Annotated in this window: 19 protein-coding genes and 1 pseudogene; 5 read left to right on the forward strand and 15 right to left on the reverse strand. The window is 41.5% G+C overall.

The window, feature by feature from the left end; translation table 11 throughout:
- Positions 1–5: 5 nt before the first annotated feature.
- The 7 genes from V7K48_RS14250 to sufB form a co-directional block, all read right to left on the reverse strand.
- The gene (locus V7K48_RS14250; RefSeq protein ID WP_335073434.1) at positions 6–224 is read right to left on the reverse strand and encodes an addiction module protein; all 219 of its coding nucleotides are present in this window, start codon (positions 222–224) and stop codon (positions 6–8) included.
- Between the two features lie 84 nt (positions 225–308).
- On the reverse strand, positions 309–941 hold the full coding sequence (locus tag V7K48_RS14255; protein ID WP_335073436.1) for a Uma2 family endonuclease: 633 nt from the start codon (positions 939–941) through the stop codon (positions 309–311).
- A gap of 1 nt (position 942) precedes the next feature.
- Positions 943–1,551 carry a hypothetical protein gene (locus V7K48_RS14260; RefSeq protein WP_335073438.1) on the reverse strand — a complete coding sequence of 203 codons (609 nt, stop codon included), beginning with the start codon at positions 1,549–1,551 and terminating at the stop codon, positions 943–945.
- A gap of 103 nt (positions 1,552–1,654) precedes the next feature.
- Positions 1,655–2,917 carry a cysteine desulfurase gene (locus V7K48_RS14265; protein WP_335073440.1) on the reverse strand — a complete coding sequence of 421 codons (1,263 nt, stop codon included), beginning with the start codon at positions 2,915–2,917 and terminating at the stop codon, positions 1,655–1,657.
- A gap of 125 nt (positions 2,918–3,042) precedes the next feature.
- Positions 3,043–4,422 (reverse strand): Fe-S cluster assembly protein SufD, encoded by a 1,380-nt coding sequence (gene sufD / locus V7K48_RS14270; protein WP_335073442.1) that lies wholly within the window; start codon positions 4,420–4,422, stop codon positions 3,043–3,045.
- On the reverse strand, positions 4,422–5,210 hold the full coding sequence (gene sufC, locus V7K48_RS14275) for a Fe-S cluster assembly ATPase SufC (protein ID WP_335073444.1): 789 nt from the start codon (positions 5,208–5,210) through the stop codon (positions 4,422–4,424). The genes sufD and sufC overlap by 1 nt, the downstream gene beginning before the upstream one ends.
- Before the next feature lie 130 nt (positions 5,211–5,340).
- A complete protein-coding gene (sufB, locus tag V7K48_RS14280) occupies positions 5,341–6,780 on the reverse strand; it encodes a Fe-S cluster assembly protein SufB (RefSeq protein ID WP_335073446.1) in 1,440 nt (479 codons plus the stop codon).
- A 238-nt stretch (positions 6,781–7,018) separates the two neighbouring features.
- Here sufB and sufR point away from each other — a divergent pair, with 238 nt between their 5' ends.
- The 3 genes from sufR (at position 7,019) to V7K48_RS14295 (ending at position 8,378) form a co-directional block, all read left to right on the forward strand.
- The gene (gene sufR, locus V7K48_RS14285) at positions 7,019–7,717 is read left to right on the forward strand and encodes an iron-sulfur cluster biosynthesis transcriptional regulator SufR (protein WP_335073448.1); all 699 of its coding nucleotides are present in this window, start codon (positions 7,019–7,021) and stop codon (positions 7,715–7,717) included.
- A gap of 89 nt (positions 7,718–7,806) precedes the next feature.
- Positions 7,807–8,067: a hypothetical protein gene (locus tag V7K48_RS14290; RefSeq protein ID WP_334724529.1), complete on the forward strand. Its 261-nt coding sequence runs from the start codon at positions 7,807–7,809 to the stop codon at positions 8,065–8,067.
- A gap of 158 nt (positions 8,068–8,225) precedes the next feature.
- On the forward strand, positions 8,226–8,378 hold the full coding sequence (locus V7K48_RS14295) for a hypothetical protein (protein WP_335073498.1): 153 nt from the start codon (positions 8,226–8,228) through the stop codon (positions 8,376–8,378).
- Between the two features lie 153 nt (positions 8,379–8,531).
- Here the strand turns inward: V7K48_RS14295 and V7K48_RS14300 are convergent, their stop codons facing one another.
- Together V7K48_RS14300 and V7K48_RS14305 are read right to left on the reverse strand one after the other, a co-directional pair.
- Positions 8,532–9,164 (reverse strand): hypothetical protein, encoded by a 633-nt coding sequence (locus V7K48_RS14300; protein ID WP_335073450.1) that lies wholly within the window; start codon positions 9,162–9,164, stop codon positions 8,532–8,534.
- A gap of 295 nt (positions 9,165–9,459) precedes the next feature.
- Positions 9,460–9,786, reverse strand: coding sequence for a YbjQ family protein (locus V7K48_RS14305; protein ID WP_109009512.1), 327 nt, complete (start codon positions 9,784–9,786; stop codon positions 9,460–9,462).
- Between the two features lie 706 nt (positions 9,787–10,492).
- Here V7K48_RS14305 and V7K48_RS14310 point away from each other — a divergent pair.
- Positions 10,493–11,173, forward strand: coding sequence for a tetratricopeptide repeat protein (locus V7K48_RS14310; protein ID WP_335073452.1), 681 nt, complete (start codon positions 10,493–10,495; stop codon positions 11,171–11,173).
- Positions 11,174–11,175: 2 nt separating this feature from the next.
- On the opposite strand, the pseudogene V7K48_RS14315 reads toward V7K48_RS14310, so the two are convergent.
- The 5 genes and pseudogenes from V7K48_RS14315 to V7K48_RS14335 form a co-directional block, all read right to left on the reverse strand.
- A pseudogene (locus V7K48_RS14315) lies at positions 11,176–11,509 on the reverse strand (ABC transporter ATP-binding protein); the annotation flags it as partial.
- Positions 11,510–11,878: 369 nt separating this feature from the next.
- A complete protein-coding gene (locus V7K48_RS14320; protein WP_335073454.1) occupies positions 11,879–12,130 on the reverse strand; it encodes a hypothetical protein in 252 nt (83 codons plus the stop codon).
- A gap of 2 nt (positions 12,131–12,132) precedes the next feature.
- Positions 12,133–13,023 (reverse strand): hypothetical protein, encoded by an 891-nt coding sequence (locus tag V7K48_RS14325; RefSeq protein WP_335073456.1) that lies wholly within the window; start codon positions 13,021–13,023, stop codon positions 12,133–12,135.
- Between the two features lie 166 nt (positions 13,024–13,189).
- Positions 13,190–13,966 carry an RNA polymerase sigma factor SigF gene (locus V7K48_RS14330; RefSeq protein ID WP_335073500.1) on the reverse strand — a complete coding sequence of 259 codons (777 nt, stop codon included), beginning with the start codon at positions 13,964–13,966 and terminating at the stop codon, positions 13,190–13,192.
- 893 nt (positions 13,967–14,859) lie between these two features.
- Positions 14,860–15,696, reverse strand: a complete 837-nt coding sequence (locus tag V7K48_RS14335; RefSeq protein ID WP_335073458.1) for a photosystem II manganese-stabilizing polypeptide — start codon at positions 15,694–15,696, stop codon at positions 14,860–14,862.
- 1,005 nt (positions 15,697–16,701) lie between these two features.
- Here V7K48_RS14335 and V7K48_RS14340 point away from each other — a divergent pair.
- Positions 16,702–17,055 (forward strand): hypothetical protein, encoded by a 354-nt coding sequence (locus tag V7K48_RS14340; RefSeq protein WP_335073460.1) that lies wholly within the window; start codon positions 16,702–16,704, stop codon positions 17,053–17,055.
- Between the two features lie 157 nt (positions 17,056–17,212).
- On the opposite strand, the gene V7K48_RS14345 is transcribed toward V7K48_RS14340, so the two are convergent.
- Positions 17,213–17,431, reverse strand: a complete 219-nt coding sequence (locus V7K48_RS14345) for a hypothetical protein (protein WP_335073461.1) — start codon at positions 17,429–17,431, stop codon at positions 17,213–17,215.
- Positions 17,432–17,435 lie beyond the last annotated feature (4 nt).

Below are 17,435 nucleotides of genomic sequence, written 5' to 3' on the forward strand. Positions count from 1 at the left end.
CTCATTCAGAATAAACCTAGTCTTTGCTTGACGGATTGCCAGGTTGAACCTTGGTTTTGGTTTTGGCGATGCATCTCCAAACGTCTATCTAATTCTTGTTTTTGCTCATTGTTGAGAGGAACTTCATCGGGTGTGGTAAGAATACTGTCCCATAAGTCCTCGGCAAGCTGTATACGTTCAGATACACTTAGTTCGGAAATATCGACTTTTAATATGGGATGCATGGTTGTTGTTAATGTAGTTGCTCAATAGAATCTTATTGTAGATTATAAACTACCTATTTTATTCATTTATCAATAAGGTAGACTTTACCCTATCTTCTCCTGTACCCAAGCGCGGAAGGATTGCACTAAATCAATTTCATCCATAGTTTTACTTTGCTGAATAAATCTATTCATATTACTAACAGAAATTACAGGAAAAGCTATACTAAACTTAATCTCAATATACTCGCTTTCTACTAGTTGATAAAATTTTAAAACTTCACCGTTATATCTCCATAATTCTGCTACACCTAAAGCCGCATAAATATTAAACTTATTAACAGAACTGCTAGTGATATCAATTTCAACTGCTAAATCTGGTGCTGGGTCTGTTCTTAAATCTAATTCTTGTTTCCCTTTAATTAGTGGCTCATTTTGAATATAATAGCAAGTATCAGGTTCTATTCCCCTTGTTATTGGTTGACGTTTTAATGTTGTAGAACCAGCACTTCTAATTTTAATTTTTAATTCCACTGCTAAAGCGAATATCAATCGGTCAAACTGAATTTTGGGGTTTTCATGTTCAAAAAGTGGAGTCATGATTTCTAAAACACCGCAGTCATAAGCAAAGCGAGAACCTCTATCCTCACCTGTATCTCTCAGCAAGGCTTCAAAGGTTTCCCAGCTAATGTTATGTAAGACTGTTCTTTGTTCCGCAAGAGTTGACTTGACAAGCATATTAAAATACTTTTTCCGTCAGGATATTAGATAAAATCCCGATAATTTTACCTATGTCATTAATATAATACTCACTCAAGTCAATTTCAATCACTTGCTCAATAAGTTTCAAAAACTTCCAGTTAGTTCCAGTAGTGACAGTACCATAAATTGTCTGGATGTTATTTCCCTCACGTTCATTAAACAATTTAGCTGCTAACATCTCTGCTACACACTGACCTAATCCTGCATTGATATTTTCTTTTTTAGCTTCTACAATTGTCACCACTGGTGCGTTAAGAATTAGTAATTCTGGTGAGCGGCTAATAATAAAATCGCAATTTCCATTTAATCCTTGTGCTGAATCAACAGTAAAATCGATACCAGAAAATAAACTTACTTGATTATTTAAATATTTCCTTACAGCAATTAGAATAGGTGCAATAATCATCTCTGAACGGGATTTTTCAGTATTACTAGCAAGAGCTAAAGGTACATTTTCCCGCAATACTTCTGCAAGTAATGGTGGACACTCTACTTCATTTACAGATGCAAATATATCAATTTTATCAGAAATAGTTAAGCCAAAGGTTTTTCTAACTCTGTCTAAAGTAAAGTCACTGTATGACACTTTAGTTGCTCCTGTAAAGAATCCAAATAATTAAATTGTGCCAACTATTAGCAAGATATGTTGCTGATATTTGGCACAATCAGTGTCTGAATATTTTGTAACTTTAAGCAAGGAAACCCGCAAAAAAGTCCAGAGTTTCTTTCAGTGCTTTGATGAAAATATCAATTTCCTGGCGGGTATTGTAGAAAGATAGACTTGCTCGTGCGGTTGCAGCAAGACCTAAGTAACGGTGTAATGGTTGAGTACAGTGGTGTCCAGAACGGATGGCAACGCCTTCTTGATCTAATAATGTAGATAAATCGTTAGCGTGGACTTCCTCGGTGGTGAATGACGCAAGTGCAGCCCTACCTTCCCCTTTAGCATTTGGTTTAGGGCCGTAAATTCTAATTTGGGGAATCTGCTCTAATTGTTGGAACAAATAAGCTGTTAATTCTGCTTCGTAGGCGTGGATTTTATCCATGCCGATACTGCTAAGATAATCTATCGCAGCCCCAAGTGCGATCGCTTCCCCAATTGCAGGTGTACCAGCTTCAAATTTATGCGGTAATTCTGCATAGGTGGAATGGTCTAAATATACCTCTGCAATCATCTCACCACCACCAAAAAATGGTGGCATTGATTCTAGCAATTCCAACTTGCCATACAGAAATCCTATCCCAGTTGGGGCGCACATTTTATGACCGGATGCTACCAACCAATCACAATCTATCTGCTGCACATCAACCGGGAAGTGAGGGACACTTTGGCAAGCATCAACTAAGAATTTAGCACCGATTTTGTGAGAGATCACACCAATTTCTTGCACTGGGTTAATACAACCCAGTGCATTGGAAATATGCACCACCGACACCAATTTGGTTTTATCGGAAATCAGCTTTTTAAACTGTTCCAAATCAAACGTTTCTTCTGGTGTTAGTTCCACAAATTTCAGCACTGCACCTGTTTTTTGTGCCACCAATTGCCAAGGCACAATATTACTATGGTGTTCCATCACCGAGAGAATAATCTCATCCCCAGGCTGCAAATTGTTCATTCCCCAGCTGTAAGCTACTAGGTTAATTGCCTCACTTGCATTGCGGGTATAAACGATTTCCTGACGTGATGCAGCATTAATGAATTTAGCAACTTTGTCTCGCGCCCCTTCATAAGCATCGGTAGCTTTAGCACTCAGGGAATGGGCACCGCGATGCACGTTAGCATTATATTGCTCGTAATAATCCTGCAGGCTATTTAATACGAACAAAGGCTTTTGCGATGTTGCAGCATTATCAAGATAAACTAAAGGTTTATCATTGACTTCTTGATGCAAAATCGGGAAGTCAGCACGAACTTGATCAGCAAGGGTTTTGGTAGGAGTGAAAGTCATTGGTAGATTAATCAAACAATTTGGGATTTGGGACTTCGGCTACGCTCAGTCGAACGATTTTAGATTAACTCCACAGAATTTTGGATTGAAGATTCAAAATCCAAAATTTAAAATCTAAAATTTTCTCAAGAGTCAGGCGATATGGACTTAAGATTATTAACTATGTTTAAAAGGATTTCTCGCAGAGAGGGAATCGGTATTTTATTGATGACTTCAGCAGCGAAGGCGTTAACTAACAACTTCCGAGCATCGTTTTCATCAATTCCCCGACTTTGCAGATAGAATATTTCATCATCTTCTAATTGGCTAACGGTAGCACCGTGAGCGCATTTGACATTATCGGCAGTAATTTCCAATTGGGGTTTAGTATCAACCCTGGCTTTCGATGATAGCAGCAAATTCCGATTCAACTGGGTTGCATTTGTCAACTGTGCTGGTTTGGGTACAAAAACTTTACCATTGAACACCGCATGAGCGCGATCGCCTACAATACACTTATGCAATTGATCGCTTGTACCGTGAGGATAATTTAGTGCGATCGCACTGTGAGTATCAGACAACTGCTTACCGTAAATCATCGTCAACCCATTGAGAGTAGTTTCTGTCTGCTCACCAGTTTGCAAAACTTCTAAATTGTGCCGTGACAGCTTCCCACCTAAAGTTATGGCATGACAAGTATATCGACTATCACGAGCCTGAGCGATCGCAGTCTTCCCAATATGAAAAGCCTCTGCACCTTCTTGCTCAACCCTAGTGTGATTAACCTCAGCATTGTCACCAACCCAAATTTCCGTAACCGCGTTCGTGAAATATACTCCCTCTTTCTCTGCGCTCTCTGCGCCTCTGCGGTTCGTATATTCCTCAACCAAACTTACCTGTGAACCACTTTCCGCCACCACCAAACAACGCGGCTGCGAAATCGTCGGTATCTCCCCCTCAACCGAAATAAACACCAAATGAATTGGCGTTTCAACTACCACATTCTTCTTCACCCACACCACAGCTGCATCAGTTATCCCAGCCGTATTCAGAGCAGTAAAAACTTCCTGCGCTCCCTCAGCTTGAGCTAAATACTGCCGTACACCCTCCTGCTCAACCACAGACAAACCAGCCAAATTACTCACCATAATTCCAGACGGTAAATCTGTAACTGCTGATAACTCCTGTGCAAAAACGCCGTTGACAAATATTAAACGACTATTGGCCGCTTCTGGCAAAATATCAAATTCTAGAGACGCCAAATTTCCCGTCTCTAGATTAAATTGCACCTTTCGCAAAGACGACAAATCAGTAAACCGCCATTCTTCCTCGCGGGTAGTCGGGATAATTGAGTGGCGTACCCAATTAGCAGCACTTTGGCCTAATTCCCGCAACCAACCTTCTGTTTTCGTTGCGGTTACTTGATTTAACAACCCAGTCAGATAATCATCTCTATCTAACAGAGTCGATGTCAAACTGACTGCATTTGAGTTAGGAATTGGACTGGGAGACACTTGAATACTCATTACACACCCACCTCGGCTGCAAACTCTTCCAGCACCCAATCATAACCGCGAGACTCCAATTTTAGTGCCAGTTCCTTACCACCACTGGTGATAATCTGCCCTTGTGCCATCACATGCACGAAATCAGGCACAATATAATCGAGTAACCGCTGGTAGTGGGTAATCAAAATTGTGGCATTTTCAGGACTTGCCAGTTGATTTACTCCATTGGCCACAATTCTGAGCGCGTCAATATCCAAACCCGAATCAGTCTCATCCAAAATTCCTAACTTTGGTTCCAGCAACGCCATTTGCAGAATTTCATTCCGCTTTTTCTCGCCACCAGAAAACCCTTCATTCAAACTCCGACTGAGAAAACTGGAATTCATCTTCACCACATCCAGCTTTTCCTCAATCAAATCGTCAAAATCAAAGGCGTCTATTTCCTCTAAACCTTGCGCCTTACGACGGGAATTGTACGCCACCCGTAAGAAATCCAAATTGCTCACACCCGGAATTTCTAACGGATACTGAAACGCTAAAAACACACCACTTCTGGCTCGTTCCTCCGGTTCCAATTCTAGGAGATTTTGCCCCTGGAAAATTACCTCACCGCCAGTCACCTCATAGGCTGGATGCCCAGCCAACACCTTAGAAAAGGTACTTTTTCCAGAACCATTCGGCCCCATAATCGCATGGATTTCACCCGATCGCACCTCAAGATTTACACCTTTAAGAATCGGTGTTCCATCAACATTAGCCGTCAGATCCCTTACTGACAGCACAATTTCACTATTTTCAATAATCATGTTGTCTCTCTTCTTTTTTGGTTCGTAGTCGGCGCTTTAGCGCTTTTAATCAACGCTAAAGCGCCGACTACAAGCGTTAATTTTTTCAGTTTGTAACGATTTTCCAGCACTAAAGCGCTGACTAGAAACCCTATCCAACACTGCCTTCCAACTTCAAACTCAACAACTTATCAGCTTCCACAGCAAACTCCATCGGTAGCTGATTAAAAACATCCTTACAGAAGCCGCTAATCATCATCGAAATTGCATCTTCTGAGGAAATACCCCGTTGAGCGAAGTAGAACAGCTGATCTTCCCCAATCTTAGAAGTAGAAGCTTCATGCTCCACCTTCGCAGCGTTATTTTGCACCTGAATGTAGGGGAAAGTGTTCGCATGGGCATTATCCCCAATCAGCATTGAGTCGCACTGGGAATAATTTCTCGCCCCAATCGCCGTCGGGTTGACTTTCACCAAACCCCGGTAGCTATTGCTGGATTTTCCTGCGGAGATTCCTTTTGAAATAATTGTACTGCGAGTATTCTTACCTACGTGAATCATTTTACTGCCAGTATCGGCTTGCTGCATGTGATTTGTCAGCGCCACCGAGTAAAACTCACCCACAGAGTTATCACCCACCAACACACAGCTGGGATATTTCCAAGTAATTGCTGAACCTGTTTCTACTTGAGTCCAGGAAATCTTAGAATTTACGCCCTGACACAAACCGCGTTTGGTGACAAAGTTGTAAATACCGCCTTTACCGTTAGCATCTCCAGCGTACCAGTTTTGCACGGTAGAGTATTTAATTTCGGCGTTGTCGAGGGCGACGAGTTCCACAACGGCGGCGTGCAGCTGGTTGCTGTCATACATTGGTGCGGTGCAACCTTCGAGGTAAGAAACATAACTACCTTCTTCGGCGACAATCAAAGTCCGCTCAAATTGTCCCGTATCACCAGAGTTGATGCGGAAGTAGGTAGACAGTTCCATTGGGCATTTAACGCCTTTAGGAATGTAGACAAAGGAACCATCGCTAAATACGGCAGCGTTCAAGGCGGCAAAGTAGTTGTCAGCTACAGGAACAACGCTACCCAAATATTTTTTGATCAGTTCTGGGTGTTCTTGCAGCGCTTCCGAAATCGAGCAGAAAATAACGCCGTCTTCCGCTAGCTTTTCTTTAAATGTAGTGGCAACAGAGACGCTATCGAAAATCGCATCGACGGCAACATTTGCCAGTCGTTTCTGTTCAGATAGAGAAATGCCTAACTTCTCGAAGGTTTCTAAAAGGGTTGGATCAACTTCGTCCAAACTGTTTAGTTTTTCTTTCTTGCGTTTCGGCGCTGAGTAGTAAATGATATCCTGATAATTAATTGGCGGATACTTGACATTCGGCCAAGTTGGTTCCGTCATTTTTTGCCACTGGCGATAAGCCCGGAGGCGAAAGTCCAACATGAACTGCGGCTCGTTCTTTTTAGAGGAGATTAAGCGAACAACGTCCTCGTCTAGTCCACGCGGAATAGTGTCGGCTTCAATATCGGTAATAAAGCCGTACTTGTAGGGTTGGTTGACTAAGGTTTTGGCAGTGGCACTCATCAGTAATAATCTCTCGTATTCAGAACTCTTTGAGGATGGGAGACGGGCTGTGGCTAACCGATTCCCATATCACGTTACGGAATGGTTACACGGCTGCTAGAATATGGGTGGAGAGTAAAACAACATAGCTGTTGTTTAATGTATCTTCATTTTACGCTAAATTAACAACAACAATGTTGTCAAAGTCAAATTTTCAAAGAAATTTTTGGGACGTTAGCTGAACGTCTGGCACCAGAAGATGGCGACTACCCACCAGTCCTCAACCAAGCAAGATATCCTAGAATATCTACACAAACACGAAAAAGCAACGGCTTTAGAGCTAGCTGAAGTTTTAGACGTTACCCCTCAAGCGATTCGTCGGCATCTCAAAGATTTGGAGACGGACGAGCTAGTTTTGTATTCGACAACAGTGCAGGCGGCAGGGATGGGGCGTCCACAGCACGTTTATCAACTGAGTCATCAAGGACGCGATCGCTTGCACCGAACAATGAGCGATCGCTTTGGTGATGGCCACGGTCATTTTGCGGTTTCGCTGCTAGACACCTTAGCCGAAACGATGGGACACGACCAATTCAAATCGATTTTACAGAAACAGTGGGAGCGCAAAGCATTAGAATACCGCGATCGCGTCGGTAGCGGTTCACTGCGAGAACGTGTAGCTAACTTAGTAGAGTTGAGAAAAGCAGAAGGCTTCATGGCGGAGTATCACCCTGTTGATGTGAATGACTGCTTTGAGAGCGATCGCTTTATCTTAATGGAGCATAACTGCGCTATTTCCAACGTTGCCGAGTCTTTCCCCAGCATCTGTGGTCACGAATTAGAAATGTTTGCTGCCGTCTTACCTGATTGTACCGTAGAACGCACCCACTGGATTATCAACGGCGAACATCGTTGTGGCTATTTGGTACAAGCTCGCCAGCTAAATTCTGATAAATAAACTCGCTTTTACATCTAGCTTCGGTAATGGATAATAGCTAAATAGCAACTATCCATTATCAATAACCAACTAAGTTTGAAATAGCGTTTATGGACGTATTACCACAGCAACCGTCAGCACAATTTTTAACCCTGGAAGAGTCAGCAAAAGTAGACGCAGCTTTGTTGTCTTCCCCAGAAAAGTTTTTAACAAGATTGACAATTTCATCACTTAAGCTTTTGAAGTATATCGCTCAAGAGTACGGCGTTGCTATTGAAGATTTGACAGCACAGCAACTAATTTCCTGGTTTGAAAAAGATGGTAAAATTCGACGTGAGCAGGGAATTGAAGCTTCATACCTGAAATGGTGAACTGTAGTAGTGAAGTTTTCGTTTCATTGACTTTGAAAAAATAGCCATGCAAAATATCCCGCTTCTAAGAAACATTTTTGTTGCTTAGAAGCAGGATATTAATAGATAAGATATATTGGTAATTTTGCTTATTTACAATTCGCCAATTACCAGAATATATAGCAGTTCTAAAAACTTTAACCAATGGCGGACTACAGGGCAAAAACGATTTTGGCAAATTTGGTTACAGTGGTCTGTGTCCTCCCAGTGGCATCCATCGCTACTTTTTTCAACTTTATGCCATAGATAAAAAGTTTGGCAGCAGGTGCTAACAAAAGCAAAATTTTAGCAACAATTGATAGTCATGTTTTAGCAACGGCAGAATTAATTGGACTCTACAAACGTCAGCATGAAATAATAAACAAAAAGCACCTTTTTTCAAGGTGCTTTTAAAGTTGATAAAATTTTGTTTGTCAAACAATTCTTTAAGGATTGTAATTGTTAGTCCGGGGACTACGAGTTCCAGTTACAGCTCCAATCATTGAGGCTATTAAACCCAACAAAGAACCAAACACAAACCACCACAATCCCGAACGTAAATTAGCTGCCGCATCACGAGCTTGTTGGGCACTTATGTTTGCTTGTGGTACATTAACACCACCTTGCTGTTGTACCTGGTTTATGACTGCCCCAGCGTTGGAAGCAGCAACACCAAAAGCACCAGATACTCCACTTGCTAACAGCCATGAGCTAACTGCCAAAGTCGTTGCCCAAAGAATTGCGCCGTTGAGAAGAGCTGTATTGCGGTTCATCGGCCCACAAGCACGAGCTGTAACCCAACCACCAGTAAATAGGGAAATTAATAAAGCGATAGTTGACCAAAGCCCTGCATTACCCGCAGCGTTAGGGGCAATTGATCTGGGTGCACCTGAACCTTCAACTGTGCCTGCCGCAACCGCACCAATTATAGCACTCAAAATTAATTGAGTGGCTAAGGAAACCAACAATCCAGAAATAATCGGCCCCCAGCGAACAAGATCATGATATTCACTTACTCGGCCTGCTACCACAGTCCCAGTAGGAATAGTGTCATCACCTGTCCGATTTACGTATGACATAGCTTATGTTCTCCAATCCTGTTTCAGCAAAGTTACTGCTCAGGTAGATTCATGTTTATGCTTAAAATTAAATAACTAAATCATCTATTTTTATATCTATCAATAGAAATATTTAATAAATCTATCTTTGGTGAGAAAAAACAGACTTACTTCTTTAACAAATTTTAATTTACAATACAGTTATTAGCTGCTATCGTAACCCAGCTTTTATTCTATAGGAAATTCAACTTTATACAAAAGTTTATAAACCTGATCGAAAGATACTAAAAAAATTAATTAGACAACCATTAAAATATTAACGCATCTTGACTGCGGTGCCTGTGGCAGTAATCAGTAATAAAACTCCTGACTGGTCTATATTAATTGTGCCAGTATCAATTTCAATCCCAATCACAGCATTTGCTCCTAAACGTTGTGCTCGTTGTTCTAATTCTTCTAATGCCTTGCGTTGACCCTGCTCAAATAAACGCTCATAGCTACCAGTGCGTCCACCAATAATATCTCGAATACCAGCCAAAAAATCCCGCAAGAAATTGCTGCCATAAACTACTTCTGCTGTTACTATGCCTAAATATGACTCAATAACGGCTCCTTGAATCACATCAGTGGTAGTTATAATCATAAATTAGCCTCCCAGATAGTATATAAGTTAATATTTATTATTGAAATCCTCTAATCAGTGTAAATAAATTTACACATCCATAATTAGCCTGCGTTGAGATAGGTTTGATAAACATACTCTCACACAATTTTAGACTGCGATCGCTTTCAGCAGGTTAGGAAGTGCCATTGCAACTGCGTTTTTATTTGTAATATTGTTCTAAAAATAAATCAGGATTTGAAGGAGCATTTTGCTTTTTGAATTTATTTTATCGTGTAATGACCAAAAAATGATCTAGACAATTGATAGAGAACGACTGCTCGCAAGTAAAGTGTGCGCCTTCCCTAAAGGTAGTATAAAGAAGGAAAAATTGGATACACAGTTAGCAAGTTTTTAAATGAAATACTCAATAGTAATTAATATTCAATAATTTATCGGATTGGCGTATCACTTATTGGTTTTTGAGGATTTACACGTATAACTACTGATAATAAAGAGTGTAATTTTGGTGTTGTCCTGATTTATATGTAGGGTAAAATCATTTCAGCATTTATACCTCGCACCTCATCTTTCAATAAAAACTCTGTGGTATAGCACTGATTGTAGAGGAAATAGCGAATGAACTATGAATATCTTAATTCATACGAATAAATACAGTTTTCAAAAGTCCATTTTTTTGTTTTAATGTACAAGAAAAAAAGTCCTCTAAAATTTCAGGAATTTTACTGTGTACAAGCCAACATCATTTGTGTTTAGTGTGGTGTTACTAGGATGTTTTGCCTTCAGCATACCTTCAGTGGCTCAGGCTCAGGTATTAGTGGCGCAAGGCAAAAACCCCCAATTAAAGCAACTACTAGAAGATGGACGGAGGTTAGTGGATACCGGCAATTATGGTGGTGCGATCGCTGTTTATCAGCAAGCAGCTAGCCTAGATCCCAAGAATGCTAAAATTCATTCAGGTATTGGCTACTTGTACGCTCAACAGGGAAATTACCAGGCGGCATTAACAGCTTATCGTCGGGCGATCGCCATCAACCCTAATAATAGTGATTTTTACTACGCTGTGGGTTACATCAAAGCGAATTTGGGCGATACGCCTGGGGCAAAGGAAGGCTACCGTCGGGCCATACAGCTGAACCGTAACAATGTTAACGCCTATTTAGGATTGGCTGTGACGCAATCTCGTATGGGAGACTATGGTGCAGCTACCTGGGCATACGAGCAGGCAATCAGCTTGGATAAAAATAACGCTCAGACTTATGAGTTGATGGGTTCGATGTATAAACAGCGACGACAAACCAAACAAGCGAACAGCTTGCTTCAGAAAGCCCGTGACTTGTACAAGCGGCGCAATGACTCAGATGGCGTCAATAGGGTAGAAGCCATGCTGCGACAGTTAGGAGGATGAGGTTAATCTAACTGGTGTCCCGTTAATTCCACAAAAATATCTTCCAGGTTACAGGGACACACCATCATTCTGGTTTTATCGGGCTGTTCATTCAAGTAGACATTTGCTGCTTCCAGGGATGGGAAAAACAAATATTCCCAGCAACGGGCGCGATCACTTCCCACTTCAGACACACCTAATTGTTTCATTACCAAACTTTCACGTGAGCAGAACGCATCTGTTGTAAAGTTCCCAAACAAATCAGCTTACCGCTATCCATAATACGATGCGTCCTGGCTTGGTAGAGCCAAAGGCATCGCCCAAAAATTCGACCTGATCCATATAATGGGTTGTCAGTTTTGAATGACAGGTCATTGACTACAGGTACATTGTTGTAAAACTTGTAGATGTTTTCTAAAAAGACAGTAGTAGTCAAAGTCACTTTGCTCCAATTAAAAATTTCAAATCACTGTACCCCTACGGACAGGGCTGTTTCATTTTACAAGGGCAAGAAGTTTATCAATATTGTGAGAGAGAAATCTTTGAGCAGCTGTGATGGAAGCAGTTTATAAAAGGTAACTCTTTACATAAGCTTGATTTTGTGCAGTTTCACAAAGAATTAGTATGGAGTCGTGATAAACCATAATCCTACTTAATTATTCATAAACAACAAAATTCCCGACTTCTCTGAGAAATCGGGAATCTGAGGCTTCGATTTGAACGAAATCAAATGGGATTCATATAGCGATTTCGATAGTAAGCCAAAATTTGGTTAACTCGTTGCCGATTTTCTGAACCGGAGTTTGCTGTCCACGAGATCGACAAACCACCAATTTGACTTTGATTGTAATCAAACTGTTGGGATGACTGGGGAATTAAATCCACTTCTACACCTTCGACTTGATGTAAATGAGCTGCTATTTCTCTATAGACTGCTAAAGGCAAACCAGCGAATTCAATTTTTTCCTTAGTCTCCATCTTTATGAAGCTCCCAGATTAGAAGGATTTGAGGGGGGCGTTGTCACTGAAATAGGATTGCCGCTAGCAGATGCAGCTGACGGTGTTGAATTGACGGCCCCTTCGCCTACCATTTTGGCAACTTCAATACCATATTGTTCCAGAATCACGATGGGATTGTAGCCCTGATTCATTTCAATACGTTTAATCAGTACGCCATTTGCTAATCGCTGTCCCGCCTGCACATAGCGACTCGTCGGCTCATCCGGTACTTTGATAATCGCCTGTGGTTCCTTACTAATTAGAACTACACCAGTCACAAGCACTGCCCTTGCTAACTCAGGTTGTGCTGGTGGTGGCAATACAGATACTAAAGTGGGGTTGGGAACAACTTGAGGCAAAACCTTAGGCAAGACTGAAGTCAAGGTAGGATTGACTTTTTTAGCTATGCTGCGTGTTGGAAGTTTTCGTCCTGCTAGTGATGCAGTAGGTAGCTTAGGCGATACGGGAACAGGTCTGTTTAAAGCTATGCGTGTTGGAAGTTTTCGTCCTGCTAGTGATGCAGTAGGTAGCTTAGGCAATACGGGAACAGGTCTTCCAAATGTTTTAGACATTCCGGGAACCATCTGCCCGAAAAGTTGTGTAAAGGGGTCACTTCGATCTTTTGATAGTACAACTATCCGTGCCCGTTCTGTAGCATTAGTGGATTGAATCAAGTTAACAGATGCAGGAGTAAGTTGTGAAACCTGTTTGGCAGCTATCACTGGATTGTTAAAGGATTGAGCTGCTGGCGACTTTGCTGCTATTTTGGGAATCGGCGCAGGATTGATGGCTTGTTGTGTATCTTCAGAAGCACATCCAGCGATCGCTAAAGTTAAAATAGCTGCAATTGTAATTTTTAAATTTCTGCCCATGAGCTGTTCTCAAAAGCCATTGGAAAATTGAAAAGTGGAAATCAACATGCCTGAAATTTGGATCAAAGGCAAAGTATGTTCCCTTTATAACCTAATTTTTTACATTTCAAGGGTTATTTATAGCACTGCCTACACAGCATAACTGCGGATTGGTATTTATTTGCAGTCAATCTTCTGCCACACCCATAAGCTGTTTCATCAAATCCAGGCCTTTCTTGACTCTACGGGAAACCGTTACTACACTGATTCCTAGATGTTCTGCAACTTGTTTTTGTGTCAAATCTTGCAAAAACACACATTCCAACACATCGCGGGTACGTTTTTCTAGCTGAACCAATGCTTGTTGTAAGCGAAGTTGGTCTTCTTGTGCTAGTTGAAAGCTGCGATAGTGAGGATCTGGAACTAATTCTCCCAAACAGGTAGAGCCTTCTTCTCCGTCTTGGACTGGTACATCGAGACTCAAGGGAGCGCGATTGATCCATGCTAATTTAATTTCTTGCCATTCGTTTGCAGAAATTTCCAGTGCTGTTGCTAATTCCGAGTCTGTTGGTTGGCGATTATGTTTTTCCCGCCAAGAACGTGAAACTCCTATTGCTTGCTGTTGTAGTGCTAACCACTTCCGAGGAATTCGCACGGTGACACCTTTATCTCGGAGATAGTGTTGAATTTCACCCCGAATATAGGGAAGAGCATAGGAACTAAAGGCATGTCCCTTGGAAAGTTCAAATTTTTCAATAGCTCTGATTAAACCTAAACATCCAACCTGGAGCAAATCATCGTAGGTTTCATGACATTGATTCGTCCAGTAGTGAGCTTCTTTTCTCACAAGCCCAAAATTGAGTTTTACCAGTTGATTGCGGACTTTTTCTGACGGAGATTGCTGATATTCTCGCAACAACTGCCAAATTTCATGTTTAAGCTCATTGGTGACTGTGGTAGGCATAGCACCGTATTTATTGAGTAAATCAACAACCAATTACTCATTTTTAAACTTAGCTGCGATCGCACGATATCAAAGACAATATCGCGCTATATGTCATAGCAAATACTATGGTATATAACAAGGTTTTTATAGAAAAAATTCCATAGGTTGCTTGATAATCGAGCAAAATTTAAATGGGTGAAATCGGGATTGAGTTTATTATTTATGTTTGGTATGATCTGTAGCTTTTTTGAAAACTACATACAAATAAAATATAAAATTAATTACTAAATATCAAACCGAGATTGTACTTAATTTGAATTAATTAATAGTGAAATTAATTTAGAGAAATAAAACAACACTAGTTGCAATCTTGTTGAATCAGCAAAAGTTGGATTTACAGTAAAATTACGTGTCCATTCAACTGGGTTTATTCAATCTTTAAAAATTACTAATAATATTTAAAAAGTAATACGTATCTTTACGCAAACCAATAATAAAAGGGCATCTTGCCCTTTTCTGTACTTAAGTCTATAGTCTTTTAATGAAAGGGAAAAGGTTAAAGGGATGAATCAAGTCACCCACAAGACCGAGGTATCAGACTATTCCCAATTGCAAGGGTTATTTCGCCGACAATTTTGCTCGGCTTTCACTTTTCCCCATCTTTGTAAAAAACCTATCAACCCTCCTGAAAAAAGAAGGTAAATAAGTTAACTTTTGTGATCAAGTCTGATATTTACAAAATTGTCGTTCTAAGTGCCAGTCAGTTGGGTTAGGGACTGGACAAATAAAAAAATACTCAATTACTTCTTGTGGGGTGGGCGACACGAGCGCCCGTAGCCAAGGGCGGACTTTTCGGTCCACCCCACAAGATTGGATAATTTATTTGTTGTCAGTCCCTTATTTAAGAGGATTTAGCCACGACTCGGTTCAACCCGTCCATAAAATAGACCGCGAATCTTGACTTCTTTAGGTTCGCCAGCACCTAAGTCTGTATCAGATGGCTGTTCGCTCTCGAAAGTACCAGCAATTTCCCCACTAGAACCATCTATTTTAGCGATTTGCAGAGAAATCTTGCCATTAAGATTTTCAGCACGCTTGACGTTAGTGCGGGTAAGTTCTTCATCATCTGCTTGGGCAGGGAGAGCCACGGCATTATCATAGCCACTGACGACACCACGACCTTTGGGATCGAGGAAGGCAGCACCACGATAGGAAGGAACTTTGAAAGTGCCTTCAAAGTCCGTGGAGGTGTTAATACTGGTCAAACTAGGTTGTGTTTGAGCAACCAAGTTTTTGATGGTGAACAGGAAAGGTACTCGCTCACCACCAGGAAGTTGCACAGTGATGGCTTGGAAGTCAAGACCATCAGTTTCCACAAAGGTCAGGCTATTATCTGAGTTGATTTTTAGGTTGCCTTGCACTTGATCAATGGTGGAAGTGTATCTGGTCAACAATTTGCCAGCAACAAATTCTGCTTCTTGGCGTTTATTAGCAGGTTCTTCTTTGATGAAGAAGCTAGTTGGTTCCAAGCAAAGTTCTTTGATGGCATAGGACTGGCTAGAATTAAGGGGAATGGAACCACGGCGTGTTTCTGTGAGTTGGGGGCATTTGTTCGCCAAGCCAGTGCCGCGAATTTGATCGTAAGTAAGTACATCTCTACTACTACTACTAGCAGGAGCATCACTACAAGCAGTTATTAGCCCCAGGCACAAAGCCAAGAATGCAACAATTAAAGCGCGATACCTCATGGTCAACCTCAATCTCAAAAATTAATATCTAAGTTGTAAAACTGCATCGAAGCTTTGATCTCTGATGAGAAGCCGCTACTCTGCGAAAAGCTACCTTTGGTCGGACACGGCTTTCCTCCGATTAAGAGAGTTGAAGCAAGTGTCCGAGCGTTTAGGTTGTCAGCCGCTGCTCAAACTTTTCTGTTGCTAAACGTAGTTAAACGTGTCGTTCTCTTAAGCTTGGGGTGTAAACCCCAGACTAAGTAGCACACTGCATCCATTTTGGATGTTTGTAACTAGGGGAGCAAAGAACCAGCAGTTTTACTGTTGGTGGCATTTGTTAAATTTGGGCGGGTGGCTGAGTAAGCCCCACACAGAGCAGCATAAATGCTTGCCTCGAAGAGTGCGAAGAGAGGAGTCTGCTTCGCACTTTGCTCTTGCCTATGGCAAAAGCAGCGTCGCCCAAGTCTTTTTGTATCATGTATGTGACGCCACTACATACAGCCCATTGTTTGATTGGGAAATCAGCCAGATCATACGATTTTTTTTAACTCAAAATCAAAGTACTCAAAATCCAAGAAAGTCTCGTCCTGATCACATCTAGCTGCTGTTGTCGGCTATGTTAAACTTTACCGCTCCCTTTTAGGAGCGATCGCAATTGCTTTTGATAAAGATACAAATGTAGTTATATTCACCCCCTACTAGGGCAAGTAAGGGGATGTAGGGACAAAAAGAGAAGTCTGCTGTAGTAAGATCCCGCAGGAACCGCCGTCGGCGATCGCTCTTTGGTGATGATTACCAGTTCCAAAAATGACGGCTGAAACCCTCATTATGAGCGTCAACTAACCTTGGTTGATATTGAAGGTGCGGCTTTGCCGCACCGAGACCGATTGTGCCAGTTGCGTAAGTCCTGTTTCCTTTACTGTTTGTTTAGAATCACAGCTAATAAATCTAGGCTGACAAGCTAGGGAAAATTAAAAATCTTCGGTAAATTTGAGTTGGCCTCATTTATACGGAAAGGGTGGGATGAACGATCACAAAAATATTCAATCAGAGAAGTTGTCCTGTAAACTGCAAACGCTCGCAACCGTGGTGTATGATGCAGTTCAGGGTTCTCAAGGCGATACTGTAGCTCTTTTGGCTTTACTGCGGCAATTGGAGCAGTTACACCGAGAGATCCGGGATGGGGTTTTTCAAGAGAGTTTGCCTGTTAACCGTCGGCAACTTTACTCACTACTGAAAGATATTGAGTCTGAAGGAGGCTGGCCTTACATTGAGCGGATGAGACTACAAGCATTTTTAGCAAATTTGCCACAAGAGGCTCCCGAAGAAAATAGCCACGAGATTTTGCAGAGCGATCGCTCCGGCATGGCTGATTAGCTAGAAAATAATTTTCGAGCTCGGAATTCACAACTCTAAGCACCTCATCAACCGCTAAACCAAGAGCGGTTGCTTGTTGAGGCTTCAATCTATATTCATAATTCTTAATTCATAATTCATAGTTTCCAAGAAACTAATAACTGTTTAATCTAGTACGTCATATTTTGAATTTTGAGCAAAGCCAGAGATGCTCCGCCAAGAGAGAAGTCGGAGCAGGAACTTTTGCCGATAGTGCAGCCTTTTCTCTACCTTGGGCTGCGCCAACGAGTCCGCGTCCCTTGCGTGTCTGGTAGAGAGTGTCTGGCTTTGCCATGCCGTTGCCTTGGTCTTTGTCAAAAGAAGGGTACTGAACAGGGCGTGATTTGGAATTTTGCATAGCG

Origin of the sequence: Nostoc sp. (assembly GCF_036919615.1) — a bacterium.
Lineage (GTDB): Bacteria > Cyanobacteriota > Cyanobacteriia > Cyanobacteriales > Nostocaceae > Nostoc.

What these genes read in the sequence shown, in the direction of transcription:
- V7K48_RS14320 (WP_335073454.1), bottom strand. Translation starts at nt 12,130, where the DNA reads ATGGAGACTAAGGAAAAAATTGAATTCGCTGGTTTGCCTTTAGCAGTC.
- sufR (WP_335073448.1), top strand. Translation starts at nt 7,019, where the DNA reads ATGGCGACTACCCACCAGTCCTCAACCAAGCAAGATATCCTAGAATAT.
- V7K48_RS14290 (WP_334724529.1), top strand. Translation starts at nt 7,807, where the DNA reads ATGGACGTATTACCACAGCAACCGTCAGCACAATTTTTAACCCTGGAA.
- sufD (WP_335073442.1), bottom strand. Translation starts at nt 4,422, where the DNA reads ATGAGTATTCAAGTGTCTCCCAGTCCAATTCCTAACTCAAATGCAGTC.
- V7K48_RS14305 (WP_109009512.1), bottom strand. Translation starts at nt 9,786, where the DNA reads ATGATTATAACTACCACTGATGTGATTCAAGGAGCCGTTATTGAGTCA.
- V7K48_RS14250 (WP_335073434.1), bottom strand. Translation starts at nt 224, where the DNA reads ATGCATCCCATATTAAAAGTCGATATTTCCGAACTAAGTGTATCTGAA.
- V7K48_RS14340 (WP_335073460.1), top strand. Translation starts at nt 16,702, where the DNA reads ATGAACGATCACAAAAATATTCAATCAGAGAAGTTGTCCTGTAAACTG.
- V7K48_RS14335 (WP_335073458.1), bottom strand. Translation starts at nt 15,696, where the DNA reads ATGAGGTATCGCGCTTTAATTGTTGCATTCTTGGCTTTGTGCCTGGGG.
- V7K48_RS14265 (WP_335073440.1), bottom strand. Translation starts at nt 2,917, where the DNA reads ATGACTTTCACTCCTACCAAAACCCTTGCTGATCAAGTTCGTGCTGAC.
- V7K48_RS14300 (WP_335073450.1), bottom strand. Translation starts at nt 9,164, where the DNA reads ATGTCATACGTAAATCGGACAGGTGATGACACTATTCCTACTGGGACT.
- V7K48_RS14325 (WP_335073456.1), bottom strand. Translation starts at nt 13,023, where the DNA reads ATGGGCAGAAATTTAAAAATTACAATTGCAGCTATTTTAACTTTAGCG.
- V7K48_RS14330 (WP_335073500.1), bottom strand. Translation starts at nt 13,966, where the DNA reads ATGCCTACCACAGTCACCAATGAGCTTAAACATGAAATTTGGCAGTTG.
- V7K48_RS14345 (WP_335073461.1), bottom strand. Translation starts at nt 17,431, where the DNA reads ATGCAAAATTCCAAATCACGCCCTGTTCAGTACCCTTCTTTTGACAAA.
- sufB (WP_335073446.1), bottom strand. Translation starts at nt 6,780, where the DNA reads ATGAGTGCCACTGCCAAAACCTTAGTCAACCAACCCTACAAGTACGGC.
- sufC (WP_335073444.1), bottom strand. Translation starts at nt 5,210, where the DNA reads ATGATTATTGAAAATAGTGAAATTGTGCTGTCAGTAAGGGATCTGACG.
- V7K48_RS14255 (WP_335073436.1), bottom strand. Translation starts at nt 941, where the DNA reads ATGCTTGTCAAGTCAACTCTTGCGGAACAAAGAACAGTCTTACATAAC.